The 24,616-nt window shown below is 61.5% G+C and carries 20 protein-coding genes; 2 read left to right on the top strand and 18 right to left on the bottom strand.

The annotated features are described in order from the left end of the window. Positions 1-187: 187 nt before the first annotated feature. The 3 genes from BUE92_RS00705 to BUE92_RS00695 are packed head-to-tail and all read right to left on the bottom strand — an operon-like array spanning position 188 to position 1,519. Positions 188-808 (bottom strand): LysE family translocator, encoded by a 621-nt coding sequence (locus BUE92_RS00705; RefSeq protein ID WP_073521534.1) that lies wholly within the window; start codon positions 806-808, stop codon positions 188-190. A 58-nt stretch (positions 809-866) separates the two neighbouring features. Continuing rightward, the gene (locus BUE92_RS00700) at positions 867-1,115 is read right to left on the bottom strand and encodes a DUF6429 family protein (RefSeq protein ID WP_073521533.1); all 249 of its coding nucleotides are present in this window, start codon (positions 1,113-1,115) and stop codon (positions 867-869) included. 50 nt (positions 1,116-1,165) lie between these two features. Next, positions 1,166-1,519, bottom strand: a complete 354-nt coding sequence (locus BUE92_RS00695; protein ID WP_073521532.1) for a VOC family protein — start codon at positions 1,517-1,519, stop codon at positions 1,166-1,168. Between the two features lie 186 nt (positions 1,520-1,705). On the opposite strand from BUE92_RS00695, the gene BUE92_RS00690 reads away from it, so the two are divergent. Together BUE92_RS00690 and BUE92_RS00685 are read left to right on the top strand one after the other, a co-directional pair. Then, entirely contained in the window at positions 1,706-2,479 is a 774-nt protein-coding gene (locus tag BUE92_RS00690; protein ID WP_032902433.1) for an SDR family oxidoreductase, read from the top strand. A 69-nt stretch (positions 2,480-2,548) separates the two neighbouring features. Then, entirely contained in the window at positions 2,549-3,454 is a 906-nt protein-coding gene (locus BUE92_RS00685) for a LysR family transcriptional regulator (protein WP_073521531.1), read from the top strand. 57 nt (positions 3,455-3,511) lie between these two features. Here BUE92_RS00685 and BUE92_RS29170 read toward each other — a convergent pair whose 3' ends face one another. The 15 genes from BUE92_RS29170 to BUE92_RS00610 form a co-directional block, all read right to left on the bottom strand. Then, complete coding sequence (locus BUE92_RS29170) at positions 3,512-4,999, bottom strand: methyl-accepting chemotaxis protein (RefSeq protein ID WP_073521530.1); 1,488 nt, start codon at positions 4,997-4,999, stop codon at positions 3,512-3,514. A 184-nt stretch (positions 5,000-5,183) separates the two neighbouring features. Beyond that, on the bottom strand, positions 5,184-7,331 hold the full coding sequence (locus BUE92_RS00675; protein WP_073521529.1) for a TonB-dependent siderophore receptor: 2,148 nt from the start codon (positions 7,329-7,331) through the stop codon (positions 5,184-5,186). Positions 7,332-7,551: 220 nt separating this feature from the next. Further along, positions 7,552-8,313: a PIG-L deacetylase family protein gene (locus BUE92_RS00670; RefSeq protein WP_057975790.1), complete on the bottom strand. Its 762-nt coding sequence runs from the start codon at positions 8,311-8,313 to the stop codon at positions 7,552-7,554. A gap of 388 nt (positions 8,314-8,701) precedes the next feature. Further along, the gene (glgX, locus tag BUE92_RS00665; RefSeq protein WP_073521528.1) at positions 8,702-10,861 is read right to left on the bottom strand and encodes a glycogen debranching protein GlgX; all 2,160 of its coding nucleotides are present in this window, start codon (positions 10,859-10,861) and stop codon (positions 8,702-8,704) included. Positions 10,862-10,982: 121 nt separating this feature from the next. Then, complete coding sequence (locus BUE92_RS00660; RefSeq protein WP_073521527.1) at positions 10,983-11,252, bottom strand: DUF2934 domain-containing protein; 270 nt, start codon at positions 11,250-11,252, stop codon at positions 10,983-10,985. 23 nt (positions 11,253-11,275) lie between these two features. Beyond that, complete coding sequence (locus BUE92_RS00655; RefSeq protein WP_073521526.1) at positions 11,276-14,026, bottom strand: malto-oligosyltrehalose synthase; 2,751 nt, start codon at positions 14,024-14,026, stop codon at positions 11,276-11,278. Then, positions 14,023-16,107, bottom strand: a complete 2,085-nt coding sequence (malQ, locus tag BUE92_RS00650) for a 4-alpha-glucanotransferase (RefSeq protein WP_073521525.1) — start codon at positions 16,105-16,107, stop codon at positions 14,023-14,025. Before malQ ends, BUE92_RS00655 begins: the two co-directional genes overlap by 4 nt. Continuing rightward, on the bottom strand, positions 16,104-17,849 hold the full coding sequence (gene treZ / locus BUE92_RS00645) for a malto-oligosyltrehalose trehalohydrolase (RefSeq protein WP_073521524.1): 1,746 nt from the start codon (positions 17,847-17,849) through the stop codon (positions 16,104-16,106). The genes malQ and treZ overlap by 4 nt, the downstream gene beginning before the upstream one ends. Before the next feature lie 31 nt (positions 17,850-17,880). Further along, complete coding sequence (gene glgA, locus BUE92_RS00640) at positions 17,881-19,437, bottom strand: glycogen synthase GlgA (RefSeq protein WP_073521523.1); 1,557 nt, start codon at positions 19,435-19,437, stop codon at positions 17,881-17,883. A gap of 479 nt (positions 19,438-19,916) precedes the next feature. After that, positions 19,917-20,870, bottom strand: coding sequence for a D-2-hydroxyacid dehydrogenase family protein (locus tag BUE92_RS00635; protein ID WP_073521522.1), 954 nt, complete (start codon positions 20,868-20,870; stop codon positions 19,917-19,919). A gap of 25 nt (positions 20,871-20,895) precedes the next feature. Beyond that, positions 20,896-21,897, bottom strand: coding sequence for an alpha/beta fold hydrolase (locus BUE92_RS00630; RefSeq protein WP_073521521.1), 1,002 nt, complete (start codon positions 21,895-21,897; stop codon positions 20,896-20,898). Positions 21,898-21,942: 45 nt separating this feature from the next. Further along, positions 21,943-22,386 carry a YqaA family protein gene (locus BUE92_RS00625; RefSeq protein WP_073521520.1) on the bottom strand — a complete coding sequence of 148 codons (444 nt, stop codon included), beginning with the start codon at positions 22,384-22,386 and terminating at the stop codon, positions 21,943-21,945. 3 nt (positions 22,387-22,389) lie between these two features. Then, complete coding sequence (locus BUE92_RS00620; protein ID WP_073521519.1) at positions 22,390-22,836, bottom strand: DUF411 domain-containing protein; 447 nt, start codon at positions 22,834-22,836, stop codon at positions 22,390-22,392. A gap of 93 nt (positions 22,837-22,929) precedes the next feature. After that, positions 22,930-23,388 carry an SRPBCC family protein gene (locus tag BUE92_RS00615; RefSeq protein ID WP_073521518.1) on the bottom strand — a complete coding sequence of 153 codons (459 nt, stop codon included), beginning with the start codon at positions 23,386-23,388 and terminating at the stop codon, positions 22,930-22,932. A gap of 133 nt (positions 23,389-23,521) precedes the next feature. After that, positions 23,522-24,517: an aldo/keto reductase gene (locus BUE92_RS00610; protein ID WP_073521517.1), complete on the bottom strand. Its 996-nt coding sequence runs from the start codon at positions 24,515-24,517 to the stop codon at positions 23,522-23,524. Positions 24,518-24,616: the final 99 nt, after the last annotated feature.

The following is a 24,616-nucleotide window of genomic DNA, read 5'->3' as shown; positions in this document are numbered from 1 at the left end:
CATCGGTATCTACGCAACTTGGGCATCAGTTGGATCGTTGTCGGCTGCCAGGCCGCTATCGCAGCGATGCGGCGATCCGACAAGCCAGCTCCCACATTTGGATAGCGGGGGCGTCAGTTATGTCAGCGTCGGCTGCCAGGTCGTCACGGGAGCAAGCTCCCTCGCCACAGGAGCATTCGTGCCTCACTCATGCCCTGCGCGCCGTCAACAACACCGCCGCCGCCGCTGACAACAACCCCGCGCAGCACCGATTGAACAGGCGCTTGCCCCTTGGCTCGGCAAACCAGCGGCGCATATGCAGGCCCATATAGGCGTAGGCGCTGATGGCGACCCATTCCAGGGCCAGGAACATTGCACCCAGCAGGGCGAATTGCGCGGTGATGGGCTGGCCGGGCACCACGAATTGCGGGAGGAAGGCGGTGAAGATCAAGATCGCTTTGGGGTTGCCCGCCGCCACCAGAAACTCCTGGCGCGCCAAGGCCCATAGGCCCACCTTGCTCGTCGCGATTTCCACCTGCTGCTGCGGGTCTGCACGCCATAGTTGATACGCCAGGTAAAACAGATACGCCGCGCCGAGGAACTTGATCCCGTAGAACAACAACTCCGAGGTTTGCAGCACCACCGCCAACCCGGCAGAAGCGAGGGCGATCATGCCGGCGAAGGCCAGCAGGCGGCCGAGACCGGCGAGGCAGGAGGTGCGGTAACCGTAGCGGGTGGCGTTGCTCACCGACAGCAGGTTATTAGGGCCGGGGGCCATGTTCAGGGCGAAGCAGGCGGGGAGGAAGAGGGCGAGGGTGGCGAGGTCCATGGCGGCTCCGGGTTGGCAGGTCGTAACGCATTAATGGGTTAACAATCCGTGGCTGGTCTTAGGGCCCCGCGAGCGCTTCAGGTGCTGCGCCAAATAATCGATCGGCGATTTGCCGGCCCCGTTCCAAGCCTTCCGGCGTCAGCCAAATGGATTTGCTTTTGTTCACCGGATCTCTGATAAAACCTTGCTCATGGAGTCGGTTCGTTATCTGGAAGTCGTAACCTTTCCATGAGTTGCCGTTATCAAAGCTGAAGGTGGTCAGCAGGGCAAGTACGGCTTCCTCAATCAGTTTTTCGTCGTATTCCATAATGGGTACTCCGCTGAGTGACACAGACCCTGTTGAGTTTAAACTCAATATCACACAGCACTCCACACCGCTAACTCATACCCATCCGGATCGGTGAAGTGGAACCGGCTACCACCGGGAAACGAAAACGTCTGGCGGGTTATCACCGCACCCAGCTTTTGAAGCCGCTGCTGCACACTGTCTAGGTCATCTGCGTACACGATAACCAAGGGGCCGCCCGGTCGCACAGGCTCACCGGTGGTAAACCCGCCCGTGAGCCGACCATCGCTGAATTCGCTGTAGGTGGGGCCGTAGTCGACGAAAGCCCAGCCGAATGCGGCGCCGTAGAAGGCTTTACTGCGGGCGATGTCGCTTACGTTGAATTCGATATTGTCGATCTGTCTGTCTTTACCGCGAGTGCTCATGGGGGGCTTCCTTGGCCGGTGTGCAAGGCCGCAGTGTAGCGTACCTGACAGCTTACTCATTCATCGAATAGGGCCTTAATAATTAGGCAGGATCTCTGAACAGTGCATCCAGCCAGGATGTGCTTATCTTTGTCGAAGGTCACTCTAGAATGGCGGGGTACTTCTCCCAATTAAAGGAATGTTGTCATGCCTAATCATTCAATCAATGGCAAGGTTGCACTGATCGCGGGTGGTGCGAAGAACCTCGGCGGGTTGATCGCCCGCGATCTGGCCAAGCATGGCGCCAAGGCTGTGGTCGTGCACTACAACAGCGCTTCCAGCCAGGCTGATGCGAACGCAACCGTCGCCGCAATCGAGGCGCTAGGCGCGAAGGCTGTCGCCTTGCAAGCGGACTTGACCACGGCGGGGGCGATGGAAAAACTCTTCAATGATGCCGTCGCGGCAGTCGGCAGGCCGGACATCGCGATCAATACCGTGGGCAAGGTGCTGAAAAAGCCAATGGCTGAAATCACGGAGGCGGAGTACGACGAGATGATGGCCGTCAATTCCAAGACCGCGTTCTTTTTTATCAAGGAAGCCGGCAAGCACCTCAATGACAATGGCAAGATCTGCACTATCGTCACTTCACTGCTGGGCGCTTTCACGCCCTTCTACGCCGCGTATGCCGGCAGCAAGGCGCCGGTAGAGCAATTCACGCGGGCGGCGGCGAAGGAGCTGGGCGTTCGGGGTATTTCGGTCACGGCAGTAGGGCCGGGGCCGATGGATACGCCGTTCTTCTACCCGGCCGAAGGTGAGGATGCGGTCAGTTACCACAAGACGGCTGCCGCGCTGTCGCCGTTCTCGCGCACGGGCCTGACAGATATCGAGGATGTGGTGCCGTTCATCCGTAACCTGGTGAGTGACGGGTGGTGGGTGACTGGCCAGACAATTTTGATCAATGGCGGCTACACCACCAAGTAAACGGTCAACGCGCAGGCGCAGACGTGGTGAGCGCCGATCAATCCGTGCCCCCCCGAGCATTGAGAGCCCATGGATAGAATCGAACAGTACCGCGTCTTCGTTCAGGTCGCAGAGCTCGGCAGTTTCATACAAGCGGCACGGCTGATGAGGCTGCCACGCGCGAGCGTGTCGGCCGCCATTCAACAGCTGGAGGCCAATGCCGGCACTCGACTGCTGCACCGGACAACCCGCAAGGTCTCCCTGACCGCCGATGGCACCCAGTTACTGCTGAAGGCGCGCCAGGTCTTGCTGGACATCGATGATATCGACCAACTGTTTAACCGCCACCAGGAACAGGTCATGGGCCGTCTGGAAGTGGACGTGCCCAGCCGCATAGCGCGGCGCCTGGTGATGCCTGCGCTGGCTGAGTTTCTCCACCGCTACCCTGGGCTCCAACTCGGCCTGGGCTCCACCGATCGCGCCATTGATTTGGTACAGGAAGGCGTTGACTGTGTGATTCGATTTGGCACCCCGCAGAACAGCAGCCTGGTGGTGAAACCGTTGGGCAAGGTGTTGCTGGTCAATTGCGCGAGCCCCGCCTACTTGACGGAATTCGGGGTGCCCACACAGCCTTGCGATTTGCAACACCGGCACGTCTGTATCGGCTACAGCACGAGCGCAGGCGGCCAGGAAACGGCCTGGGAATATTGCGTCGATGGCACCGCGCTGGCTGTCATGCTGCCGAGCCGCGTGGTGGTCAACAATGCCGAAAGCTATATCGCAGGATGCTGTGCAGGGCTTGGCTTGATTCAGGTGCCGTTGTTCGATGTTCAGCATTTATTGGACAACGGCGAATTGGTGGAGGTGATGACCGCCTATCGGCCGGCCCCCATGTGCGTTTCAGCCCTGTACCCGACTCGCCGCCAACGTTCTCGTCGCCTTGGCGCGTTCATCGATTGGTTTGCCGCCTTGATGGCTCCGCATCTGGAACCTTGATGCACTGCGGCGGTATGCCCACCTATTCTCTCTGACTCGCCGCGTTTCGGGTCGGGCTCAAGGATGAAACCTGCGCCCCAACGCATCCAGCCGCACCGCGATCGGTGGCAGGCGTTCGCTGCTGCGGGCGAGTGTCTCGACGTCGTCGGCGGTGTTCTGGGCGATGCTCTGCACTGACTGCAAGCGCTCGACAATTTCCAGATTGGCCGAGGTCTGCTCGCGGGTGGTGGTGACGATGTGGCCGTTGAGTTGATCGATGTGCGCGATGTCCTCGCCCACCGCCCGTAGCATGTCCACGGCCACTTGGCTGTCTGCCACGCAGCGCTCTACGCCTTCGCGGCTGGCGTGCATGGCTTCGACGGCTTGGCGGCTGCCGTGTTGCAGGCCCTCGATGATGCCCTTGATTTCCTGGGTGGACAGCGCGGTACGCTGAGCCAGGCTGCGTACTTCATCGGCAACCACGGCGAAACCACGGCCCTGCTCGCCGGCGCGGGCGGCTTCGATGGCAGCGTTGAGGGCCAGCAGGTTGGTCTGGTTGGCGATGCTGCTGATCACTTCCAGCACCGAGCCGATTTGCTCAGCCTGTACCGCCAGGGATTCTACGGTCGACTCAGTGCCGTTGATGCGCATAGCCAGTTGGCTGATTTCATGCTGGGCGCGGCCGACGCTTTCCTGGCCGCGCACAATCTGCTGGCTGGCCTGGCCCGCATGTTCCACTGCCTGTTCGACCTGCACCGTAATGTGGCCCATGGCGTCTTCCATGCGCTGCATCGAACCGGTCATTTCGCCGATCTGCGCCAGTTGATGCCGTGCGCCTTTTTCCAGGGTGCCGCTGGCGCTGGCCAGTTCCTGACCGAGTTGGCCCAAGCCATGGGAGTCGCGGGCGACGCCGTCGATCAGGTGGGTGAGTTGCTGCAGGAAGTGGTCGAACCGCTTGGCGAGGGACACGTGGGCCTTGCCTTCACCTTGGGCGGTTTCCACGGTGAACTGCGAGGTAACGGCGAGCATCTTCTCAAGCATTTCCTGGCTCTCCACCGCTTCGGCCTGGCTATGGACGGCCAGGTAGAGCAGGGCGACGGTCTCCATCACCACATAGAAGGCGTGGACGAAGACCATCGTCCAGCCGCCGTGATGCTCCATCACAAACACAGGGAAACCCTGATGTTGCAAGGCATGGAACACCACGTGATGCACCGCGATGGTCAGTGCCGCCACCAGGATCGGCAGCCAGTCACGGTAGAAGGTCAGCACCGCCAACAGCGCGAAAATGCCGAAGTGGGATTCGATCACCCCGTGCGCCTGGTTGATGTGCAACGCCGCCATCACCATCAAGCCGGCGCCCAGTGCACAGCGCATCACGCGGGTGCCGCCGATGACGCGGTACAGCGCAGTGAGCACCACGCCGGTGCCCCCACCGACGATCACCGCCTGCATGAGGGTGTCGTGCCAGAACGCCAGGCCGAGGGAAAACAGGAACATCAACCAGATCAATGCCAGCATGATGCGGTCGGCCTTGCGATAGTGCTCTAGAAAACGGACGGGCATTCACTCTTACTCCATGAGAGGGGGGCGTCGAGGTCAAGCAAGCATGCGGTGTGCCACACAGGCGCATCGCTGTGGAGTGAAGCAGATGTTCAGGACTGTTGCCGGTTACCCACGTGTTATCGGCATGCGGGCGCGGGACTTTAAGAACGGCTGCCCGAGCGGGCAGCCGAGGTTGCGATGGGGCTCAGAAACTGTACTTGGCGGTCAGCATCATATTGCGGGGGCTGCCATAGGAGTCGCCACCATAGTCCACATCGTTGGAGATGGACTGGTAGTAGTGGCGATCGAAAATGTTGTTGGCATTGAGCTGCAAGTCCAGGTGCTGATTGACCCGGTAGCCCGCCATCAAGTCGGTGACGGCGTAGCCGCCTTGCTTGAGCCGGTAGTTGCTGCCATCGGCCAACGTGATGTCGTTGTACATGCGGCTCTGCCAGGAGATATTGCCGCCGACCCGGAGTTTTTCCAGTGGGCCCTGGAAGTTGTAGCGTGTGGTCACTTTGAACAGATGTTCCGGGATGTCGGTATCGAATTGCTTGTTGACCTTCTGCGGGTTGGCGTCGTCCTTGATGGTGTGGGTGCGCGCATAGGTATAGCCGCCGCCGACCTGCCAGTTTTCGGTCAAGGCGCCTTGCAACTCGAAGTCGATACCCTGGCTGCGGATTTCGCCCGAGGCCACAGAGCAGGACGCCTGCGGGCAGTTGGGCACCACCACGGCCACGGCGCGGTTTTCCTGGTCGACGCGGAACAGCGCCACGCTGGCATTCAGCGCGCCACCAAAATATTCGCCTTTGATGCCAACCTCATAATTTTTGCCGACGATGGGCTTGAGTGGGGTGCCGGCTGTGCTCTTTTCTTTTTGCGGCGTAAAGATGTCGCTGTAGCTCACGTAAACCGAATGCTGGTCGTCCAGGTCGTAGATCAGGCCGGCGTAGCGGGTGAGGTTGCGGGTGACCTTGTAGTCGCCGGCGGCATCACGGTTGTCGTAGTCATACCAGTCCAGGCGAGCACCGAGGATCAGCTTCAGCGGATCGGCCAGGCTCAGGCGGCTGGTCAGGTAGAAACCGTCCTGGGTGGTGACTTCGCGAACGTTGTTGGTGCGGGTGAAGTTCGGTTTGCCGGCATTGATCGGCCAGTTGAGGTCGTACGGGCTGTAGTTGTGGGTGGTCATGTCGTAGATGCGCTTGCTGGCGCCCACCACCAGTTCATGGGTACGACCGAACGCTTCGAAGGGGCCACTGGCAAAGGCGTCGAGCCCGGCCTGGTTTTCATCGTAGCTGGCCTGGTACACCGTGCGGGCCAGGGTGTCGTTGGTCCAGCGCGATTGGTAGGAACCGGAGAACAAGGCGTTCTGTTCGGCATAGTTGGCGTTGACCTGCAAGCTCCAGTCGTTGGCCAGGTGCTGGCGCAGCTCGGCGAACACGGTGTTGATTTCCTGGTCCTTGTTTTCCCAGTCGGTGCCTGGGTTATAGGAACGCGACAGGTCCAGGTGGCGGCCATCCAGGCCGACCATCGAAGCGCCCCAGAAGTAGTTGGTCTTGTCCTTCTGGTTCGAGTAACCGAGGGTCAGGGTTGTGTCTTCGCCCAGGTCGGCTTCGGTGACGGCGTAGAACAGGCCATGGTCCTGCTCGGCCTTGTCGATAAAACTGTTGGCATCGCGGTAAGAGGTGACGACGCGGCCGCGCCAGGTGCCGCTGTCATTGAGTGGGCTGGAGGCGTCGAGCTCGCCACGGTAGTCGTCCCAGCTGCCAACGGCGCCAGTGAGCGTGACTTTCTGCTCATCCAGTGGCCGCTTGCGGATCAGGTTGATGGCGGCCGAAGGGTTGCCCGCGCCGGTCACCAGGCCGGTAGCGCCGCGCACCACTTCGACGCGGTCGAACATCGCCAGGTTCGGCTGGGCGCCTACTGTCGCACCGTTGTAGCCGCTGGGGATACCGTCATACATGAGGTTGTCGATATCGAAACCGCGTGCGGTGAAGGCTTGTCGACCAGGGCCGTTGGAGTAATTGAGGAACAGCCCCGGCGTGGCGTTGACCACGTCGTTGATGCTGGTCATGGCCTGGTCATCCATGCGCTGGCGCGTGATCACGGTGACGGCCTGCGGGGTTTCGCGCAGGGTCAGCGGCAATTTGGTCGCGGTCTTCATCGAACCGGTGGTGTACGACTCGCTGCCTTCGGTGGTTGCGCCAAGCTGTTGGCCCGAGACCTGGGTAGCGCCCAGCTCGATGGTGGCTGGTGCGTCGGCGGCAATGGCCGCATTGGAGGTTGCTAAAGTGATAGTGATTGCCATCAGGCTGGGTGTAAAAACGTTGCCGCCGCGTTGTTGCACAGACATGAAAGTAGGGCTCCCCAAGTGCCGTCCGTGGCGAATAATAAATCTGTTGATAATTATTCGCATCAGTTTGGCAGATTGAGTCTGTAGGGAAAAGCCTGAACTCTGTAGGAGCGAGCTTGCTCGCGAAAAACGTCAAGTTAAAGCGGGCTGTCTGGTTCAGCGCGGTGTTCTTGAGGTTTTCGCGAGCAAGCTCGCTCCTACAGGGCGGGTAGGGTGGTGTTCAGGTGAACAGGATTTCGTAGGGCTCGCGCATGCGCTCCAGCAATATCTGCGCGAGCATCGGCGGTAAGCCTATTTGCGGGTCGCCCACCAACTGGCTGGCGTAGGCATGGGCGGCGTGCAGCTTGCGCGCGACGGTCCAGGTGTCCAGGCGAACCTTGCGTGCACGTTGCCAGGGCATTACCGCGCTTTCCCGGGCCGGCCAATGCCAGGCCCAGATCGGCAGTTCATACAGTTGCGCACCTACCAGGCTGCACGCCTTGGCACTCGCGCGACCGACGGCGTCGTGGTCGTCATTGCCGTCGTTACGCCAGGTGGTAAACACCACGTCGCCGGGTTGCAGGTAGCGCGCGATGAATTGGCTCATGGGCTGTTCACGGGCGGCCAGGGCGTCATCACAAAACCCGCCACGAATCCATTTCAGGCTGTGCAAGGGCATGCCCAATCGGCGCAGGGCCTCGGCACTTTCCTGGGGGCGCACCACGCTCAAGCGGCTGGCCGGCCATACTTGAGAGCCTGGATGGCTGGCGCTGCCATCGGTGATAGAGATCAATTGCAGTGGATGCTCGCGGGTGCTGAGCAGTTGCAGCAAACCGCCGCACGCCAGCACTTCATCGCCCGGGTGAGGGGCGATTACTACGACGCGAGCGCCGGGCGGTACCAGGGTGTTCAGGGAAATGATGGGGGTTTGCGCCAACTGCGGCGCACTGTTCCAGATTTGCACGGGGCCGCGACGGCCTTCGCTTAAGGAGGCAGGTTTCATGGGGTGTCACATCCTTGTCGGTTGATACCGGGTCGTGCTCCGTTGACGGGACGACGCTCTTGTTTTCACCGCAGGCTCCGCTGGGGTGAGTGAGTGGAATGCTGTGCGAGGCGTTAGGAGCATAGACAGGCATGGGTATCTGCACAATGTTGATGCGATGGCTGCCTGACAGCCGACGCCTAAGTACCTGATGCCCCACGATCCAACTGTGGGAGCGGGCTTGCTCGCGAAGGTGGCCTGACAGCCGACCGGGATGTCAGGCCGAGTACATATCCGTTATTCAGGCAGGCGGGCCAGGGTCTCGCCGCTAACCGGCAACGGCGGTTGAACGTCCTTCAGCGCATCACCCAGGCGGTAGCCCTGAAGAACGCCAACCCGCAACGCCATCTCACGCCTCGCCTTCGTGCTGCAGTTCAAACAGCAGCAGCGAGCGGCCGGTGACCGCATACTCGTGCTCGAAATCAAAACGTTCCTGGCCGCGCACCACCGGGTCGTTGGTGTCGAGCATGCAGGTCCAGAACTCGCCCTCCGGCACCGGTGGCAGGCGGAAATTGACCATGTCGTGATGAGCATTGACCACCAGCAGCAAGGTAGCGTCCGCACCGGCACGGCGAATCCCGGTTTCCTGGGCGCGGCCATCCATCAACATGCCCAGGCAGCGGCCCTGGCTGTCTTCCCATTGCTCGGTGGTCATCTCGTTGCCATCCGGCGCCAGCCAAGTGACGTCCTTAACGCCGATGTCTTCGTTGTAGTCGCCCACCAGGAAGCGCCCACGCCGCAGGATCGGGTACGCCAGGCGCAGCTTGATCAGGCGCTTGACGAACTTGAGCAGGGCCTTGCCGTCATCGTCCAGGTCCCAGTTGACCCAGCCGATTTCGCTGTCCTGGCAATAGGCGTTGTTGTTGCCGTGCTGAGTGCGAGCGAACTCGTCCCCGGCGACGATCATTGGCGTGCCTTGGGCCAGCAGCAAAGTGGCGAAGAAGTTGCGCATCTGGCGCAGGCGCAGCGCGTTGATCTCCGGGTCGTCGGTAGGGCCTTCGACACCGTGGTTCCAGGACAGGTTGTTATTGCTGCCGTCCTGGTTGTTTTCGTCGTTGGCCTCGTTGTGTTTGTCGTTGTACGACACCAGGTCGTGCAGGGTAAAACCGTCGTGGGCGGTGATGAAGTTCACCGAGCTATACGGCCTGCGCCCACGGTGATTGAACATCTCGCCCGAAGCGGTCATGCGCCCGGCGAAATCGGCGAGTTGGCCGTCGTCGCCTTTCCAGAACGCACGCACGGTATCGCGAAAGCGATCGTTCCATTCCGCCCAGCCTGGCGGGAAGTTGCCCACCTGGTAGCCACCGGGGCCGCAGTCCCAGGGCTCGGCGATGAGTTTCAACTGGCTCAGCACCGGGTCCTGGCGGCAAGCCACGAGGAAACTGTGGCGCTCATCGAACCCGTCGCGGTAGCGCCCGAGGATGGTCGCCAGGTCGAAGCGGAAGCCGTCCACGTGCATCTCGGTGGCCCAGTAGCGCAGGGAGTCGGTGACCATTTGCAGCACGCACGGGTGGCTCAGATCCAGGGTATTGCCGGTGCCGGAATCGTTGATGTAGAAACGCTTGTCGTCGGGCATCAGCCGGTAGTAGGAGGCGTTGTCGATGCCGCGCATCGACAGGGTCGGGCCGCGCTCGTTGCCTTCGGCGGTGTGGTTGTAGACCACGTCCAGAATCACTTCCAGCTTCTGCTCATGCAGGTGCGCGACCATCTCCTTGAATTCGGCGATCTTGCCGCTGGCCAGGTAGCGCGGGTCGGGGGCGAAGAACGCGATGCTGTTGTAGCCCCAGTAGTTGGTCATGCCTTTTTCCAGCAGATGCTGGTCGTTGACGAAGGCGTGCACGGGCAGCAACTCGACCGAGGAAATGCCCAGCTGACGGATATGCTTGAGCACGTCATCTTCCATCAAGCCTGCGCAGGTACCCCTCACTGACTCGCCGACCGAAGGATGACGCATGCTGATGCCACGCAGGTGGGTTTCGTAGATGATCGTGCGGTCCCACGGCACCCGTACCGGTTGGTCGTTGCCCCAGGTGTGCGCCGGGTCGATGACCTTGCACTTGGGCACGAAGGGCGCACTGTCGCGTTCATCGAAACTGAGGTCGTCGTCCGGGTGGCCGATGGTGTAGCCAAACAACGCTTCGGACCATTTGAGTTCGCCCACCAGTTGCTTGGCGTAGGGGTCGATCAGCAGCTTGTTGTGGTTGAAGCGATGACCATTGGCCGGGTCATAGGCACCGTATACGCGGTAACCGTAAATCAGCCCAGGGTGAGCATCGGGCAGGTAGCCGTGAAAGATCTCATCGGTGTATTCGGGCAGTTCGATGCGTTCCAGCTCGACCTCGCCGGTATCGTCAAACAGGCACAGCTCCACCTTGGTGGCGTTGGCGGAAAACAGCGCAAAGTTCACACCCAGGCCATCCCAGGTGGCGCCGAGGGGGAAGGGCAAACCTTCACGGATCCGCGACGGCTCATGAACCGGCGTCGCTGTGGTGTTGTCTGGTTTGCTCATCGAGTTGCTCCTGCAAAAGGTCTTTTTTCGGGCCGAATGCGGCCGTACTGACGGTGCTTCAGCGCATGGCGTGAACGGAAAAGGGCCTGCAGCGCGCAATGCGTGCTGCAGGCCCGAGAAATCATGGGGCGGGCGGTTTGGGCTTCTTCGGGGCGGCGGGTTTCTTCGCCGCAGGTTTGGCGGCGGCAGGCGCAGCAGGTTTGGGCTTGGCCGCAGCCTTGGGCGCGGTTTTCGGCTTGGCGGCCGGTTTAGGCTTGCTCGGCGTCAGCGCCTCGGATTCCGCCAGCTTGCGCGCCATCTCCCAGTGGCGATCATGGGCGCCATCGGGCTTGCCTTCAGACTCCCAGATCTGATGCGCCAGTTCGCGAATGCGTTTGTCTTCTTTACTCATCACAAACTCCTCACAGAAAATTTTCAGCTTTCTTGATTATCAGGATTGATAAAGACATTGACCGGGAGATCCCCCAGGGCAGCGCTGATCAACAGCTCCTTGTTGGGTGTGACTACGCCCGTTTGAAAAAGTCCCTTCCAGTGTTGTGCAGGGGCGGCGAACGGTAATTTCACCCGCGTATCGCCCCAAACCTGCGCATTGATCTGGGGAAACATCCCGTTTTCAAGCAACGGATAAGACCAGCGCGGCACCACCACCAGCAACTGCTTGCCTTGATGTTCACGGTAGAACGCAACCACGCGCTCGGCGTGCTGGCCCACCACTTCCAACGGTGTATAGCTGCCATGGTGCAGCAGCTCGGGGCAGGCTTTACGCAGGCCCAGTACCTGGGCGATCACTGCCTGTTTGATACGCCCGTCGCGCCAGTTGAACAACAGTTCGCCGATGTCCGGTTGTGCCTGCAATGCACGGTGCCGCGCAGCGAAATCCACCGGGCGCCGGTTGTCCGGGTCGACCAGGCTGAAGTCCCAGAACTCATTGCCCTGGTAAATATCCGGCACACCCGGCACGGTCAGATGAAGCAAGGTTTGCGCCAGCCCATTCAGGGCGCCGGCGGGGGCGATGGCCTGCGCAGCGCTGTCCAACGCACTGCGCAGCGGCGCACCGGCCTCACTGAGTAGCAGGCGCTTGAGGAACGCGTCCACCGCCTGTTCGTAAACCTCGTTGGGCGCGCTCCAACTGCTCTGCAACTTGGCTTCGCGCAGGGCTTTTTGCTGCCACTGCCAAAGGCGTTGCTGGTACGCCGCCAGATCGGGGTTGGGCTCCAGCGGCCAACTGCCCAGCAGCACCTGATAGAGAATCAACTCATCACCCGCCGAGGGGCTGTCGGCGCTCTCGCGCAGGGGCTCGGCCAGGCGGCGCCAGTGCTCGACCTGTTCGGCATACCAGGGGGCGCACTCACTGAGCACCGCCAGGCGCGCACGGGTGTCTTCGCCGCGTTTGTGGTCGTGGGTAGCGGTGGCCAGCAGGTTGCCGGGAAAGCTCTTCAGGCGCTGTTGATTGGCTGCATGGAAGTCTGCCAATGGCGCACTGAATTGCTCGGTACTGAAGCCCACATCGTTGCGCGACAACAGCACCGCCGAACGGTAGAACGCGGTGTCTTCCACGGCTTTGGCGGCGGCGGGCGAGGTCAGTTGCTGGAAGCGCACGCAGGCATGCTTGAGCATCTTGCGCGCGCGGCCCACCGGGCGATTGCGCCAGGGCTGGCCACCCAACCATTGTTCCAGGTGGTCGAGCACCGGCCAGTCGCCTTCGTTGAGGGTGCTGCGCGCACCCTCCATGGCGTGCTGGAACACCTTGTCGTCGGCCGCACTGCGGCCCTTGGCGCTGATATAGGTGCGGTACACCGGGAAATGCACGATCAGTTCCTGCAAGGCCCGGCGGATGGCGCCCAGGGTCAGATCGCGGGTCATCACGTCATCGCGGGCCACTTGCAGCAGCGCCTGGGCCACGCTTTCGAAGTCACCGCCCAACGAACCATTGAGGACCTGCTGGCGCGCCAGCCGCGCTTCTTCGCTGAACGCTGAGGGCCGCTCGCTGTGACGCGTCCACATCTCGGCCAGCGGTGCAAAACCCTCGGGCTGGTGTTGCAGCAATGACAACTGGTTCATGAACTCGTAGCCGGTGGTGCCATCCACCTGCCAGTCCTCACGCAAGGTTTCGCCTTCGCCCAGGATTTTTTCGACAAAGATGGGCAAGTGGCGCCGGGGTGACAGTGCGTCTACGCGGCGGCGCAATTTGCGGCAATAGCCACGTGGGTCGGCCAGGCCATCGATATGGTCGATGCGCAGCCCGTCGATCAGCCCCGCGCTGATCAGCTCGAAAATCTTGCCATGGGTGGCTTCGAACACCGCCGCGCGTTCGACCCGCAGGCCGCCCAGCTCATTGACGTCGAAGAAACGCCGCCAGTTGATGTCGTCTGCGGCTGTGCGCCAGCTGGCCAGGCGATAGGTCTGTTGTTCGAGCAGGTGATGCAGGCGCTCGAAGCCCTCGGGCTGGCGACTGTCGAATGCGGCCAGGCGTTGTTCAATAGCGGATAGCAGTTCGCTGGAGCGTTCGGCCAGGGCTTGTTTGAGCTCGGTGGCTTCGGCGTAGGCGTCGTGATGATAGGCGAGGGCGGCGAAACGTTCGGCCAGCGGTTTGAGTAACTCGTCGCTGCCCAGAATCAAGCCGTAGTCCCTTGGGCATATCGGAAAACGGTGTTCGTAATGCTCGACGTAGAAACTCCCCTGGGCGGCATCGAACTTGAGCGCCAGCGTGCCGTTCTGCAAGGCTTGGCCGTAATCGCTGCCCAGGAATGGCATCAGCAACTGGCCTTTGAGCAGCGGGTCGGGGGAGTGCCACTGGATATCGAAGAACTCGCTATAGGGACTCAGGCGGCCCCATTCCAGCAGGTCCAGCCACCAAGGGTTATCCGACCCGCCCACGGCCATATGGTTGGAGACGATATCGAGGATCAAGCCCATGTCGTGCTCACGCAGCGCGGCGACCAGGCGCCGCAACGCCGCTTCGCCCCCCAGCTCCGGGTTGACGCGGGTCGGGTCGACCACATCGTAGCCGTGCATGGAGCCGGCGCGGGCGCTCAGCAGCGGTGAGGCATACAGGTGGCTGATGCCCAGTTGGGCGAAGTACGGCACCAGCGGCACCGCGTCATCGAGGGTAAAGCCTTTATGAAATTGCAGGCGCTGGGTGGCGCGCAGGGGCAGTGCGTTCATCGGTCACGCTCATAGGCTTGGTTGCGCGCCACGGCCAGCAGCTCGAGGCGACGCGCGGCGCTGTCATTGTCGAGCAGGCTGGCGGCTTCGCCGGGCAAGCGTCGGCGCCAATTGGGGTGGGTATCGAGGGTGCCCGGCAGGTTGGCTTGCTCCTCGATGCCCAATGCATCCTCCAAGGGCAACAACACCAGTGGCGCGCGGGTATGGCCCAGGTAGCGCACGCTGGCGTCGATCATATGGTCGGTGTCGTTGCGGATCTCATCGATGAAGTTCTGCGGGTCTTGGCTCAAGGCTTGGCGCAGTGCCTGGCGCTCGCGCAGGCGGTGTTCGCTCCATTGGTCCACGGTGGGTGCGTCGATCAGGCCGAGCTGGATATTCCATTCGATATCGCGGCTGTGCCACCAGCCATTGAGGGTGGGCAAGTCGTGAGTACTGGTGGTGGCCAAGGCGTTGTCGGGCCAATCGAGGATGGGCTTGAACTGGCCGTCATGGTTCTGTTCGAACAGCAGCACACGCATGCCCAGGATCGAACGCGCGCTGAGCTTTTCGCGCAGGCCGTCGGGCACGGTGCCCAGGTCTTCACCGAGGACGATGGCCTGGTGGCGGTGGGATTCCAGGGCGAGCAAACGCAGCAGGTCGTCCACCGGGTAATACAAGTAGGCACCTTCGCGGGGGGACGCGCCCAGAGGGATCACCCACAGGCGTTGCAGGCCCATCACATGGTCGATGCGCAAGCCGCCGGCATGGGCGAAGTTGGCCCGCAGCATTTCGATGAAGGCGCGAAAGCCATTGCGCTTGAGGCCTTCCGGGGAAAAGGCAGAGATGCCCCAGCCTTGGCCTGCGCGGTTGAGAATGTCCGGTGGCGCGCCGACGGTGAGGTCGGCCAGCAGTTCATCCTGGCGACTCCAGGCCTGGCTGCCGCCACCGTCGGCACCCACTGCCAGGTCGGCGATCAGGCCGATGCCCATGCCGCTGCCACGGGCGGCCTGTTGGGCGCGCTCAAGGCTGCGGGCGATCAGCCATTGGGTGAAGGCGAAATAACCGATTTCGTCGCGGTTGTCCTCGGCGAACTGTGCCAGGGCCAGGCTCTGTGGCGTGCGCCAGGCTTCGGGCCAGTGGCGCCAGTCGAGGTCTTCGCCGGCGGCAGCGCGTTGGGCCTGCACGGCTTCGAAGCGGCAGTGGTTTTCCAGGGCTTCGCCGCCGGCCTGGCGGAAGCTTTGGAAGTCGGCATGTTGGGGATGTGCGCCGTGGCGAAAGTCTTCGTACAGCATACGCAGCAGGCGTTGCTTGGCCTTGGCGGCGGCCGGCCAGTCGATCAGCGTGAGCTGTTCCAGGGCATGCAACTCGTCAGCCAACCCAGCAGCTTCGATAGCGTTGCGCACCTCACGTTCACCGAGGATGCATGCCGGCGAAGCATACAAGCTGTTGAGAAACAGGCGGCTGGAGGGTGAATAAGGGCTGAAGCGCTCAGTGTCGGCGCTGAACATCGCGTGCATCGGGCTGATTGCCACGGCGTCGACGCCGCGCTCGGCGGCTGAGCGCACCAGGTGCTCCAGGGCCAGGGTGTCGCCAAAACCGCCATCGCCGAGGCGGCGCAAAGCATAGAGTTGGGCGCTCAGGCCCCAGGCGCGAGCGGGTTGGCTGTCGACCGCGTCGGCCACGCTGTAGCAGTGGCTGGGCGCGACGGCCAGGGTGAAGGTTTGCCCGTCGATATGCACCTGGTGGTAGCCCAGGGCAACCACGCCGGGCAATACGGCCTCGCCGTCCAGGCGCAGCTCCAGGGTTTCGCCGCCTTCCAGGCTGACGCGACATGGGGTATCCGGGGCGAAATAGCGCGCCAGGTCCAGGCCCGCACCGCTGTCGGTGGTCAGCAAGGGCGGCAGGTGTGTGTCGTGCTGTGCCTGCTCCAGTTGCTGCAGGCTGGCGTCGATCTCGGCATCGCTATCGGCCGGGTGGCCCAGCCCTTTGAGGACTGCGCGCAGGGCGTCAGGCTGCACATGCTGCGGGCGACCATTGGCATCGATCCAATCGACGGCCAGGCCCGCGCGGTTGGCGAGAGTTTCCAGGTTCGCTTCGCTCAAAGAGTTTCTCCAACAGGGGATAAGCAAACGCGTGCGCTGAAGGGCGGTAAGTGCGCGCCTTGCTGGCCAGGCGTTTGGAAAATAATCGGGTGGGATGCCGGATGATCCAGGGGCTGTTCACTCAGGTTCAGGTCGATCTGCAGCACACGGCCGTTGCCCAGGCGCCAGCGCGCGCTGACGGCGCGGTCGCCCAGCACTTGCACGCCAAGCGCCACAGTGCCGGGCAAGTGCGGCACTAGGTGCGTGTGACGCAGGCTCAGCAGGTCTCGGTAGAGCTGGGTGTGGTCGTTTTCCACGAAGGATGGCATCGACTGCAAGAAGGTTTGCAGCGCGTTGGGGTCGGGGATGCGCTTGCGTTGCTCGGGGTCGTGAAACGCCGAGAAGTCGGCAAATTCATTGCGCCGTCCCTCACGCACCGCCTCGGCCAGTTCGCCATGATGGTCGGTGAAAAACAGGAACGGCTCGGCGGCATTTACCTCGTCGCCCATGAACAGCATCGGGATCATGGGGCATAGCAACAGCAGGGCGGTCGCGGCGCTCAGTGCCTGGGGCGAACACAGCTGGTGCAGGCGTTCGCCCAGGGCGCGGTTGCCGACCTGGTCGTGGTTCTGCAGGAACGCGACAAAGGCGCTGGTGGGCAGACCCGCGCTGGGTTCACCGCGGGCATGACCATGGCGTGTGGTTTCGCCCTGGTAGATAAACCCCTCGGCCAGGCAGCGCGCCAGCTTGGCGGTGGGCTGCTCGGCAAAGTCGCTGTAGTAGGCGTCGGTTTCACCGGTGAGCAGCACGTGTAGCACATTATGAAAGTCGTCATTCCATTGGGCGTCGAAATCGTGCTGCAACAGGCTGGCCTGGTTCAGTTCGTTTTCCAGCATCAGCCACACGTGGCGCCCGCCGTCCACCTGCTGGCGTACCCGTTGTGCCAGTTCCTGCAGAAACCCAGGGTTGTCGATAGCGTGCACGGCATCCAGGCGCAGGCCGTCGAAGCGGTATTCGAGCAGCCACATCAAGGCGTTATCAAGGAAGAAATCCCGCACTTCACGGCGCTCGAAATCAATGCCGGCGCCCCAGGGTGTGTGCACGTCCTCCTGGAAGAAACCCTGGGCGTACTGGCCCAGGTAATTGCCGTCGGGGCCGAAGTGGTTGTAGACCACATCGAGGATCACGGCCAAACCGTGACCGTGGGCACTGTCGATCAGCTGCTTGAGTTGCTCGGGAGTGCCGTAGGTGGCGTGGGGCGCATACGGCAGCACGCCGTCATAGCCCCAATTGCGTTCGCCGGGAAATTGCGCCAAAGGCATCAATTCAATTGCGGTGACGCCCAGCTCGGCCAGGCGAGGCAGGTGTTTCTCAACGGCAGCGTAGCCGCCCATGGCGCCGACGTGGAGCTCGTAGATCACCGCCGTGTGCCATGGGCGCCCCTGCCACTGGCTGTGGCGCCATTCATAGGCGAGGGGGTCGACTACTCGGCTCCACCCATGCACATCCAGCGCCTGGGCCCTGGAGGCGGGGTCGGGCACCGTGTTTTCACCATCGATGTTAAAGCGGTAAAGCGTGCCGGCAGGGCACGCAACTTCGACTTCGAACCAACCACCGGCCTGGGGCAGCATGACGATGGTTTTACCCTGTTCCAATTCAACGCTGACATAAAACGCGTCTGGCGCCCATAACGCAAAGCGCGTGCGGTTCGCGTCCAGCAAGACTGCGCCGTGGGGCCAGGTTTCCAGAGTCCGTAACGGCATCTATGAAGACCTCCCTAAGTTGTTCCAATCGCTACTTGTTCGATTTCCCCAGGGCCTTGGCCACCAGTTGCTCGTAGAGTTCGGCGTAGGGCTCCACCGCCTGGCACCAGTTGAACGGCTGGGTCATGGCACGGCTGCGCATGGCATTGAGCAGACCGGGGAAGGCGAACACCTTGAAGGCGCGGCGCAGTGCCTCTTCATAACTTTGCACGGTGGATTCATTGAACAGGAACCCGGTGACGCCATCCTCAATGGTGTCCGCCAGCCCGCCGGTGTTACGCGCCACCGGCAACGAGCCGAAGCGTTGCGCATACATCTGGCTCAGGCCGCAGGGCTCATAGCGCGACGGCATCAGCAGGAAATCGCTGCCGGCGAACATGCGGCGCGCATCGGTCTCGTTGAAGCCGATGCGTACCCCCACCTGGCCCGGGAAGCGCAGCGCCAATTCACGCATGGCCTGTTCTTCTTCAGGCTCGCCACGGCCGATGATCGCAATCTGGCCGCCGTTCTCGACGATGAAACCGGCGACGGCTTCGGTGAGGTCCAGGCCTTTCTGGTAGACCAGGCGCGAGACCACGGCGAACAGCGGGCCACTGGATGGCTGCAGCTCAAACAGCTCGCGCACATGGGCGGCGTTGATGGCCTTGCCTTCCCAATCGCCGATATTGAAGTTGTGGGTCAGGTGCGTGTCGGTGGAGGTTTCCCAGCTTTCGTCGATGCCGTTGGGAATGCCGCTGAGCAGGCCTTGCTGGGTCTTGCTGGCGAGGAAGCCATCCAGGCCACAACCGAATTCCGGGGTGGTGATCTCCTGGGCGTAGGTGGCGCTCACGGTGGTGATATGGCTGGAATAAGCCATGCCCGCCTTGAGAAACGACATCTTGCCGTAGAACTCCATGCCTTCCTGTTGCAGGGCGTGGGGCGGAATGCCCAGCTCGGGCGTAGAGGCCAGGCTGACCACGCCTTGGTAGGCCAGGTTATGAATGGTGAACAGCGTCGGCGTACGTGACCCACGCCAGTGCATATATGCGGGGGCCAGGCCCGCAGGCCAGTCGTGGGCGTGCACCAGGTCTGGGCACCAGTGGATTTGGGCAAGGTTGGCGGCAATGTCCGCGGCGGCCAAGCCCAGGCGGGCGAAGCGGATATGGTTGTCCGGCCAGTCGCGACCGTTGTTGGCGCCGTACGGCGTGCCTTCGCGCTCATACAGTTCGGGGCAGATCAGCACATAGATGACCAGGCCGTCCTTGAGGTCCATGCGCCCGATCTTGCAAGGTGGCAACGCGGCATGACCACCCAGTTCACCGACGATATGAATCGGGTTGTCGCTTTCCATCACTTGCGGGTAACCCGGAATCAGCACCCGCACATCATGCAGGTGCGCCATGGCGCGGGGCAGGGCCGCGGAGACGTCGCCCAGGCCACCGGTTTTCACCAGGTCCGCGAACTCGGAAGTGACAAACAAGACTTTCTTTCGATTCGGATTCTGACTCACGACTGGCCGCACAGTGTTGGGCAGGTCGGCCAAAGACTTTGGCCCTCCTGCCGGCTGACTAAAACGCTCTCCCTGAGTATCTACTGCGGCACTGATCATAATGCACTCCCATCTGTTGGTTGGCTAATGGCCCGCTGCCATTGGCTCCGAGTGACCGCATCCTGCGGCCAGGCACACAAGCGCTATACAAGCTGGCAAGGCGTATGCCAGTTGTAACGTCGGCTTAAAAAGATTGGATGAGCGGGCATTCGGCCTGAAGCGCGGGTGCTCGCCCTTACCTAAAACTTGACCAGCGGCAGGTTTCGAAAGTTTAGATTTTTTGCGGGGTTTTTGTTTTGGAACGGACCCATCGGTCATGAGTCTAGGACAGATCCCAGCGCCTGCCGGGGTTTCGGGAGGGTTTTGTAGGACAAAAAACTTTTAACCTTATTCTCTGCCTGTCGCTGTAGGAGCGAGCTTGCTCGCGAAAAACGCCCACGATAACGCGTGCTTCCTGAATGAACGCGGCGCCTGGGAGTTTTTCGCGAGCAAGCTCGCTCCTACAGGATTAGGGCCAAGAGGCGCACTTTAATGGTGCGTCAGGCGAGCGCGCGAATGGGCACGCCGTTGGCCCAGGCTTGGATATCTTCGATCATCTGCTGATAGAACTGCCGATAATTCTGTTCACTCACGTACCCCACGTGTGGCGTAGCCAGCACATTGGGCAAGCTGCGAAACGGATGGTCAGCCGGCAGCGGCTCCTCGGCATACACATCCAGCGCCGCCCCGGCCAGGCGTCCGCTGCGCAATGCTTGCAGCAGTGCCTGCTCATCCACAATCGGCCCGCGTGCGGTGTTTACCAGCCGCGCTGTGGGTTTCATCCAGCTCAACGCTTGCGCATCCACCAGACCACGGCTGCGCTCGCTGAGCACCAGATGGATGGTCAGAATATCCGCCTGCTCGAACAGCTCGCGCTTGCTGACCCAAGTCACCCCCGATTCAGCCGCGCGCTCCGGTGTGAGGTTTTCACTCCAGGCAATCACCCGCATGCCAAACACCTGGGCGAACCTTGCGACTTTCTGGCCAATGCTGCCCAGCCCCAGGACGCCCAGTGTCTTGCCGTGCAGGTCGCCGCCCAGGCCGACCTGCCATCCGCCCCCGCGCAGCGAGTGGGCTTCGGCGAGCAGGTTGCGCGTAGAGGCCATGATCAAGGCCCAGGTCAGTTCCGGTGCGGCGTGCTTATAGCTGTCGGTGCCGCACACCTGAATGCCCAGGGCCTTGGCTGCGGGAAGGTCGATGGCGGCATTGCGCATGCCGCCGGTCACCAGCAATTTGAGCTGGGGCAGCCCTTGCAGCAGGGCATTGTCAAAGGTTGAGCGTTCGCGCATGAGGCAAATCACCTCGAACCCGTTCAAGCGCTCGATCATGGTGGCGGTATCGGCGGGGTAGTCGTGAAGAAAATGCACCTTGCCCACGCTGTCCAGCGCCGACCAATCTGCCACGTCGCTGGCCACGTTTTGCCAATCATCCATCACTGCGATCTGTATCGACATGCACGCGGGCCTCGAAAAGTGGCAATCAAAGGGCGTTCAACCCCTGCAACAGGGCTTTATGAAACTGTTCCGGCTCTTCCATCTGGGGCGCATGGCCCAGGCCGGGGAACTCCACCAACGTGGCGCGGGGAATCAGCTTGGCCACCTGCTTGCCCAGTACCTCGTAATGACCAATTTTGGCCTTGACCGCCGCCGGCGCCACATCTTTGCCGATGGCGGTGGTGTCGCTGGTGCCGATCAGTAGCAAGGTGGGCACCTGCAAGTCCTTGAACTCGTAGTACACCGGTTGGGTGAAGATCATGTCGTAAATCAACGCCGAGTTCCAGGCAACCTGAAGATGCCCCGGGCCTTTATTCAGGCCGGCGAGCATGTCCACCCAGCGTTCATATTCAGGTTTCCAGCGCCCGACATAATAGGTGGTGCGCTCATAATTGCGCACACCGTCGGCGCTCAGTTTCAGCTCGCGCTGATACCACTGGTCGACGCTCTGGTAAGGCACGCCGAGGGCTTTCCAGTCTTCCAGGCCGATGGGGTTCACCAGCCCAAGCTGTTCGGTTTGCTGGGGGTACATCAGCGCATAGCGCGTGGCGAGCATGCCGCCGGTGGAATGGCCGATCACCGTGGCCTTTTGAATGCCGAGTTTTTCCAGTAGCTGATGGGTGTTGGTTGCCAATTGCTGGAAGCTGTACTGGTAGTGATCGGGCTTGCTGGAGGTGCAAAAACCAATCTGGTCCGGGGCGATGACGCGGTAACCGGCGTCACTCAGCGCCTTGATCGAACCTTCCCAAGTGGCGCCGCAGAAGTTCTTGCCGTGCATCAGCACCACGCTACGACCGTTTGGAGTACCCGTGGCGGGGACGTCCATATAGCCCATTTGCAGGGATTTGCCTTGGGATTGGAAGGCAAAATGATTCAAAGGGTAGGGGTATGCAAAGCCCTGCAACTCAGGGCCGTAGATGTCAGCTAACACGGGTGCCGCGCTGACCGAAAACAAACCGGCTACGCACAATGTACGGATGATAGGCATGGGTTTTGGCTCCGAGACAGATGCTCGGATGCTCTTTGCCCTCGATTAACGGGGGATTAACGCCCACTGCAACGTCAGCGCTGCGAGTACGCCATACCGCAGGCTTTTCGCCAGGGTTACCAGCAGTAGAAAACGCCACAACGGCTCGCGCATCACCCCAGCCACCAACGTCAGCGGATCACCAATGATTGGCACCCAACTGAGCAACAACGTCCAGTGCCCCCAGCGCGCGTAATGGCTGCGAGCCTTGTCCAGCTGCCTGGCGCTCACCGGGAACCAGCGTCGCTCCTTGAAGCGCTCGACCGAGCGCCCCAGCAGCCAATTGACCAGCGAGCCCAGCACGTTACCCAGGGTGGCGATACCCAGCAGCAGCCATAGGTTGTAATGCCCGCTGAGCAGCAGGCCGACCAACACGGCTTCTGATTGCAGGGGCAATAACGTCGCGGCGCCAAATGCCGCGACGAACAGCCCCAGGTAACCCATCAGCACCGGTCAGTGAGCCGGGTAGTGCGCTACCACCACGTCTTCGCCGTCTCGGGTCAGGCCAATGATTTGATACGCCTCGCTGCGTCCGTCTACTTCCATGCCTGGCGAGCCCAATGGCATGCCCGGTGCGGCAAGGCCTAGCAGGTCGTTGCGCTTGCGCAGAGCCAGGACCTGCTCGGCGGGTACATGGCCTTCGACGAATTTGCCGTCGATGACCGCGGTGTGGCAGGAGCCGAGGCGTGGCGCGACGCCCAGGCGTTGTTTCACCGCGCTCATGTCGGCTTCAACGTGGTCGTTGACCTTGAAACCGTTGCTCTCCAAGTGGCTGATCCATTTCTTGCAGCAGCCGCAGTTGGCGTCGCGGTGTACGTCGATGGGAATCAGTTCGGCGGCCTGGGCCAGGGTGGTGGTGAACAGGGCACTGAGCAGGGCCAATCGCAATGGGGTTTTCATCGTGGGTCTCACTGAAGGCGCGGCAATAAGCCGGGCATTCTCCCTGCTTTTGCAGGCATGTTTGCAATGTGACGTCGTTGTAATGTTTCTAAATTATACGAAACCCTGATTGTCCAGCCGCTGCTTGAGCCGGTCCAACGCAATCGACGACAACGCGACCATGCGTTCGTGCAAAGACGCCAGTTGCAGTTCGGTCTCGTAAGTCAGCACCCGCTTGAACAGGGTGCCGCCCTGATGAGCGCGCAAGCAGTAATGGATGCAACCGTCAACCGCCAGGGAGGTGAACACGGTCTTGAACTCGCTGGGGCGGCGGGCGATTTGTACGCGGTAACTCATGGGGAAGCGTATGCCCAGCAGGTCGATGATTTCGGTAAAACGCGCGCCGACCGGTAATGAGCCGGTGGTGCCGGTGTCGGCGCTGAGGGAGGTGGGGTGCCATTCGTGCCAGCGGTCGGGCTGGGTCACATAGTCATAAACCGCCTCGATCGGCGCCTGGATGACGCGTTCCTGACTGATCTGCTCCAAGCGGACCGAATGCTCAGTCGCGTGCATGACACACCTCCTGTGTGGCGGTTTTTACACTAGGAGCAGTGAGAGTAGTCTGACTCCCGTGCTTTGCACGGGAGTCGGCAGACCGTTGATCAATCCCGCTGAGTACGGCCCGCACAAGGGTTTTCAGCAGGCGCTAGATATCCAGCATGGCCAGCACTTCCTTGGGGTAACGCAGCCCTGCGGTTGCATCGGCAGGGAAGATCGCATCCAGCGCAGCCAGTTCGTCAGCGCTGAGGGAAATCGACAGCGCCTCCACATTCTCTTGCAGATAGGTGCGCCGCTTGGTGCCGGGAATCGGGATGATGTAATCGCCTTGGGCCAATACCCAGGCCAGCGCCAGTTGCCCGGCCGTGACACCTTTGTCTGCCGCCAGGCTCTTGACCTGTTCTACCAGCAGCAGGTTTTTCGCAAAGTTCTCACCCTGAAAGCGCGGGCTGAAGCGCCGGTAGTCATCAGCACCGAAATCATCCGGGCTCCTCAAGGCACCGGTGAGAAAACCTCGCCCCAACGGGCTGTACGGCACAAACGCGATGCCCAGGCGCTGGCAGGCGGCGAGGCAGCCGTTGTGTTGCTGGTCACGGCTCCACAGCGAATATTCGCTTTGCAGGGCGCTGATGGGATGAACCTTATGCGCTCGCTCCAAGGTCGCCGCGGACGCCTCGCTCAGGCCCAGATAGCGCACCTTGCCCTGTTTCACCAGGTCGGCCATGGCGCCAACGGTTTCTTCGATGGCCACGTCGGGGTCGATGCGGTGTTGGTAGTAAAGGTCCAGTGTATCCACCCCCAGGCGTTGCAAGGTGCCGTCGATGGCGTTGCGGATATAGTCGGGCCGGCCATTCACCCCGCGCACTACGGGGTTGGCAGGGTCGCGCACAATCCCGAATTTACTGGCCAGGAAGACCTGGTCGCGCTTGCCGGCAATAGCCTTGCCGATCAGTTGCTCATTGGTGTGTGGGCCGTACATGTCAGCGGTATCAAGAAAGTTGACGCCCAGTTCCAGGGCGCGGTGCAAGGTCGCGGTGGCTTCCGTGGTATCGGTGGCGGGTGTGTAGAAATCGGTCATGCCCATGCAGCCAAGGCCGATGGCGGACACATACGGGCCGTTTTTACCGAGTTGTCGAGTGTGCATAGGGAAGTTCCTTGTGATGAGGGCCCATTGTTACCCTTGAAAAAATGCAGATAAACCCGCTAAAAGTGCTATCACTGTTCGTAATATCTAAACAATCTT

Source organism: Pseudomonas fluorescens (genome assembly GCF_001902145.1).
Classification (GTDB): domain Bacteria; phylum Pseudomonadota; class Gammaproteobacteria; order Pseudomonadales; family Pseudomonadaceae; genus Aquipseudomonas; species Aquipseudomonas fluorescens_BV.
The sequence above is the reverse complement of the archived record's forward strand: the minus strand, read 5'-3'. Positions and strand labels throughout refer to the sequence as shown.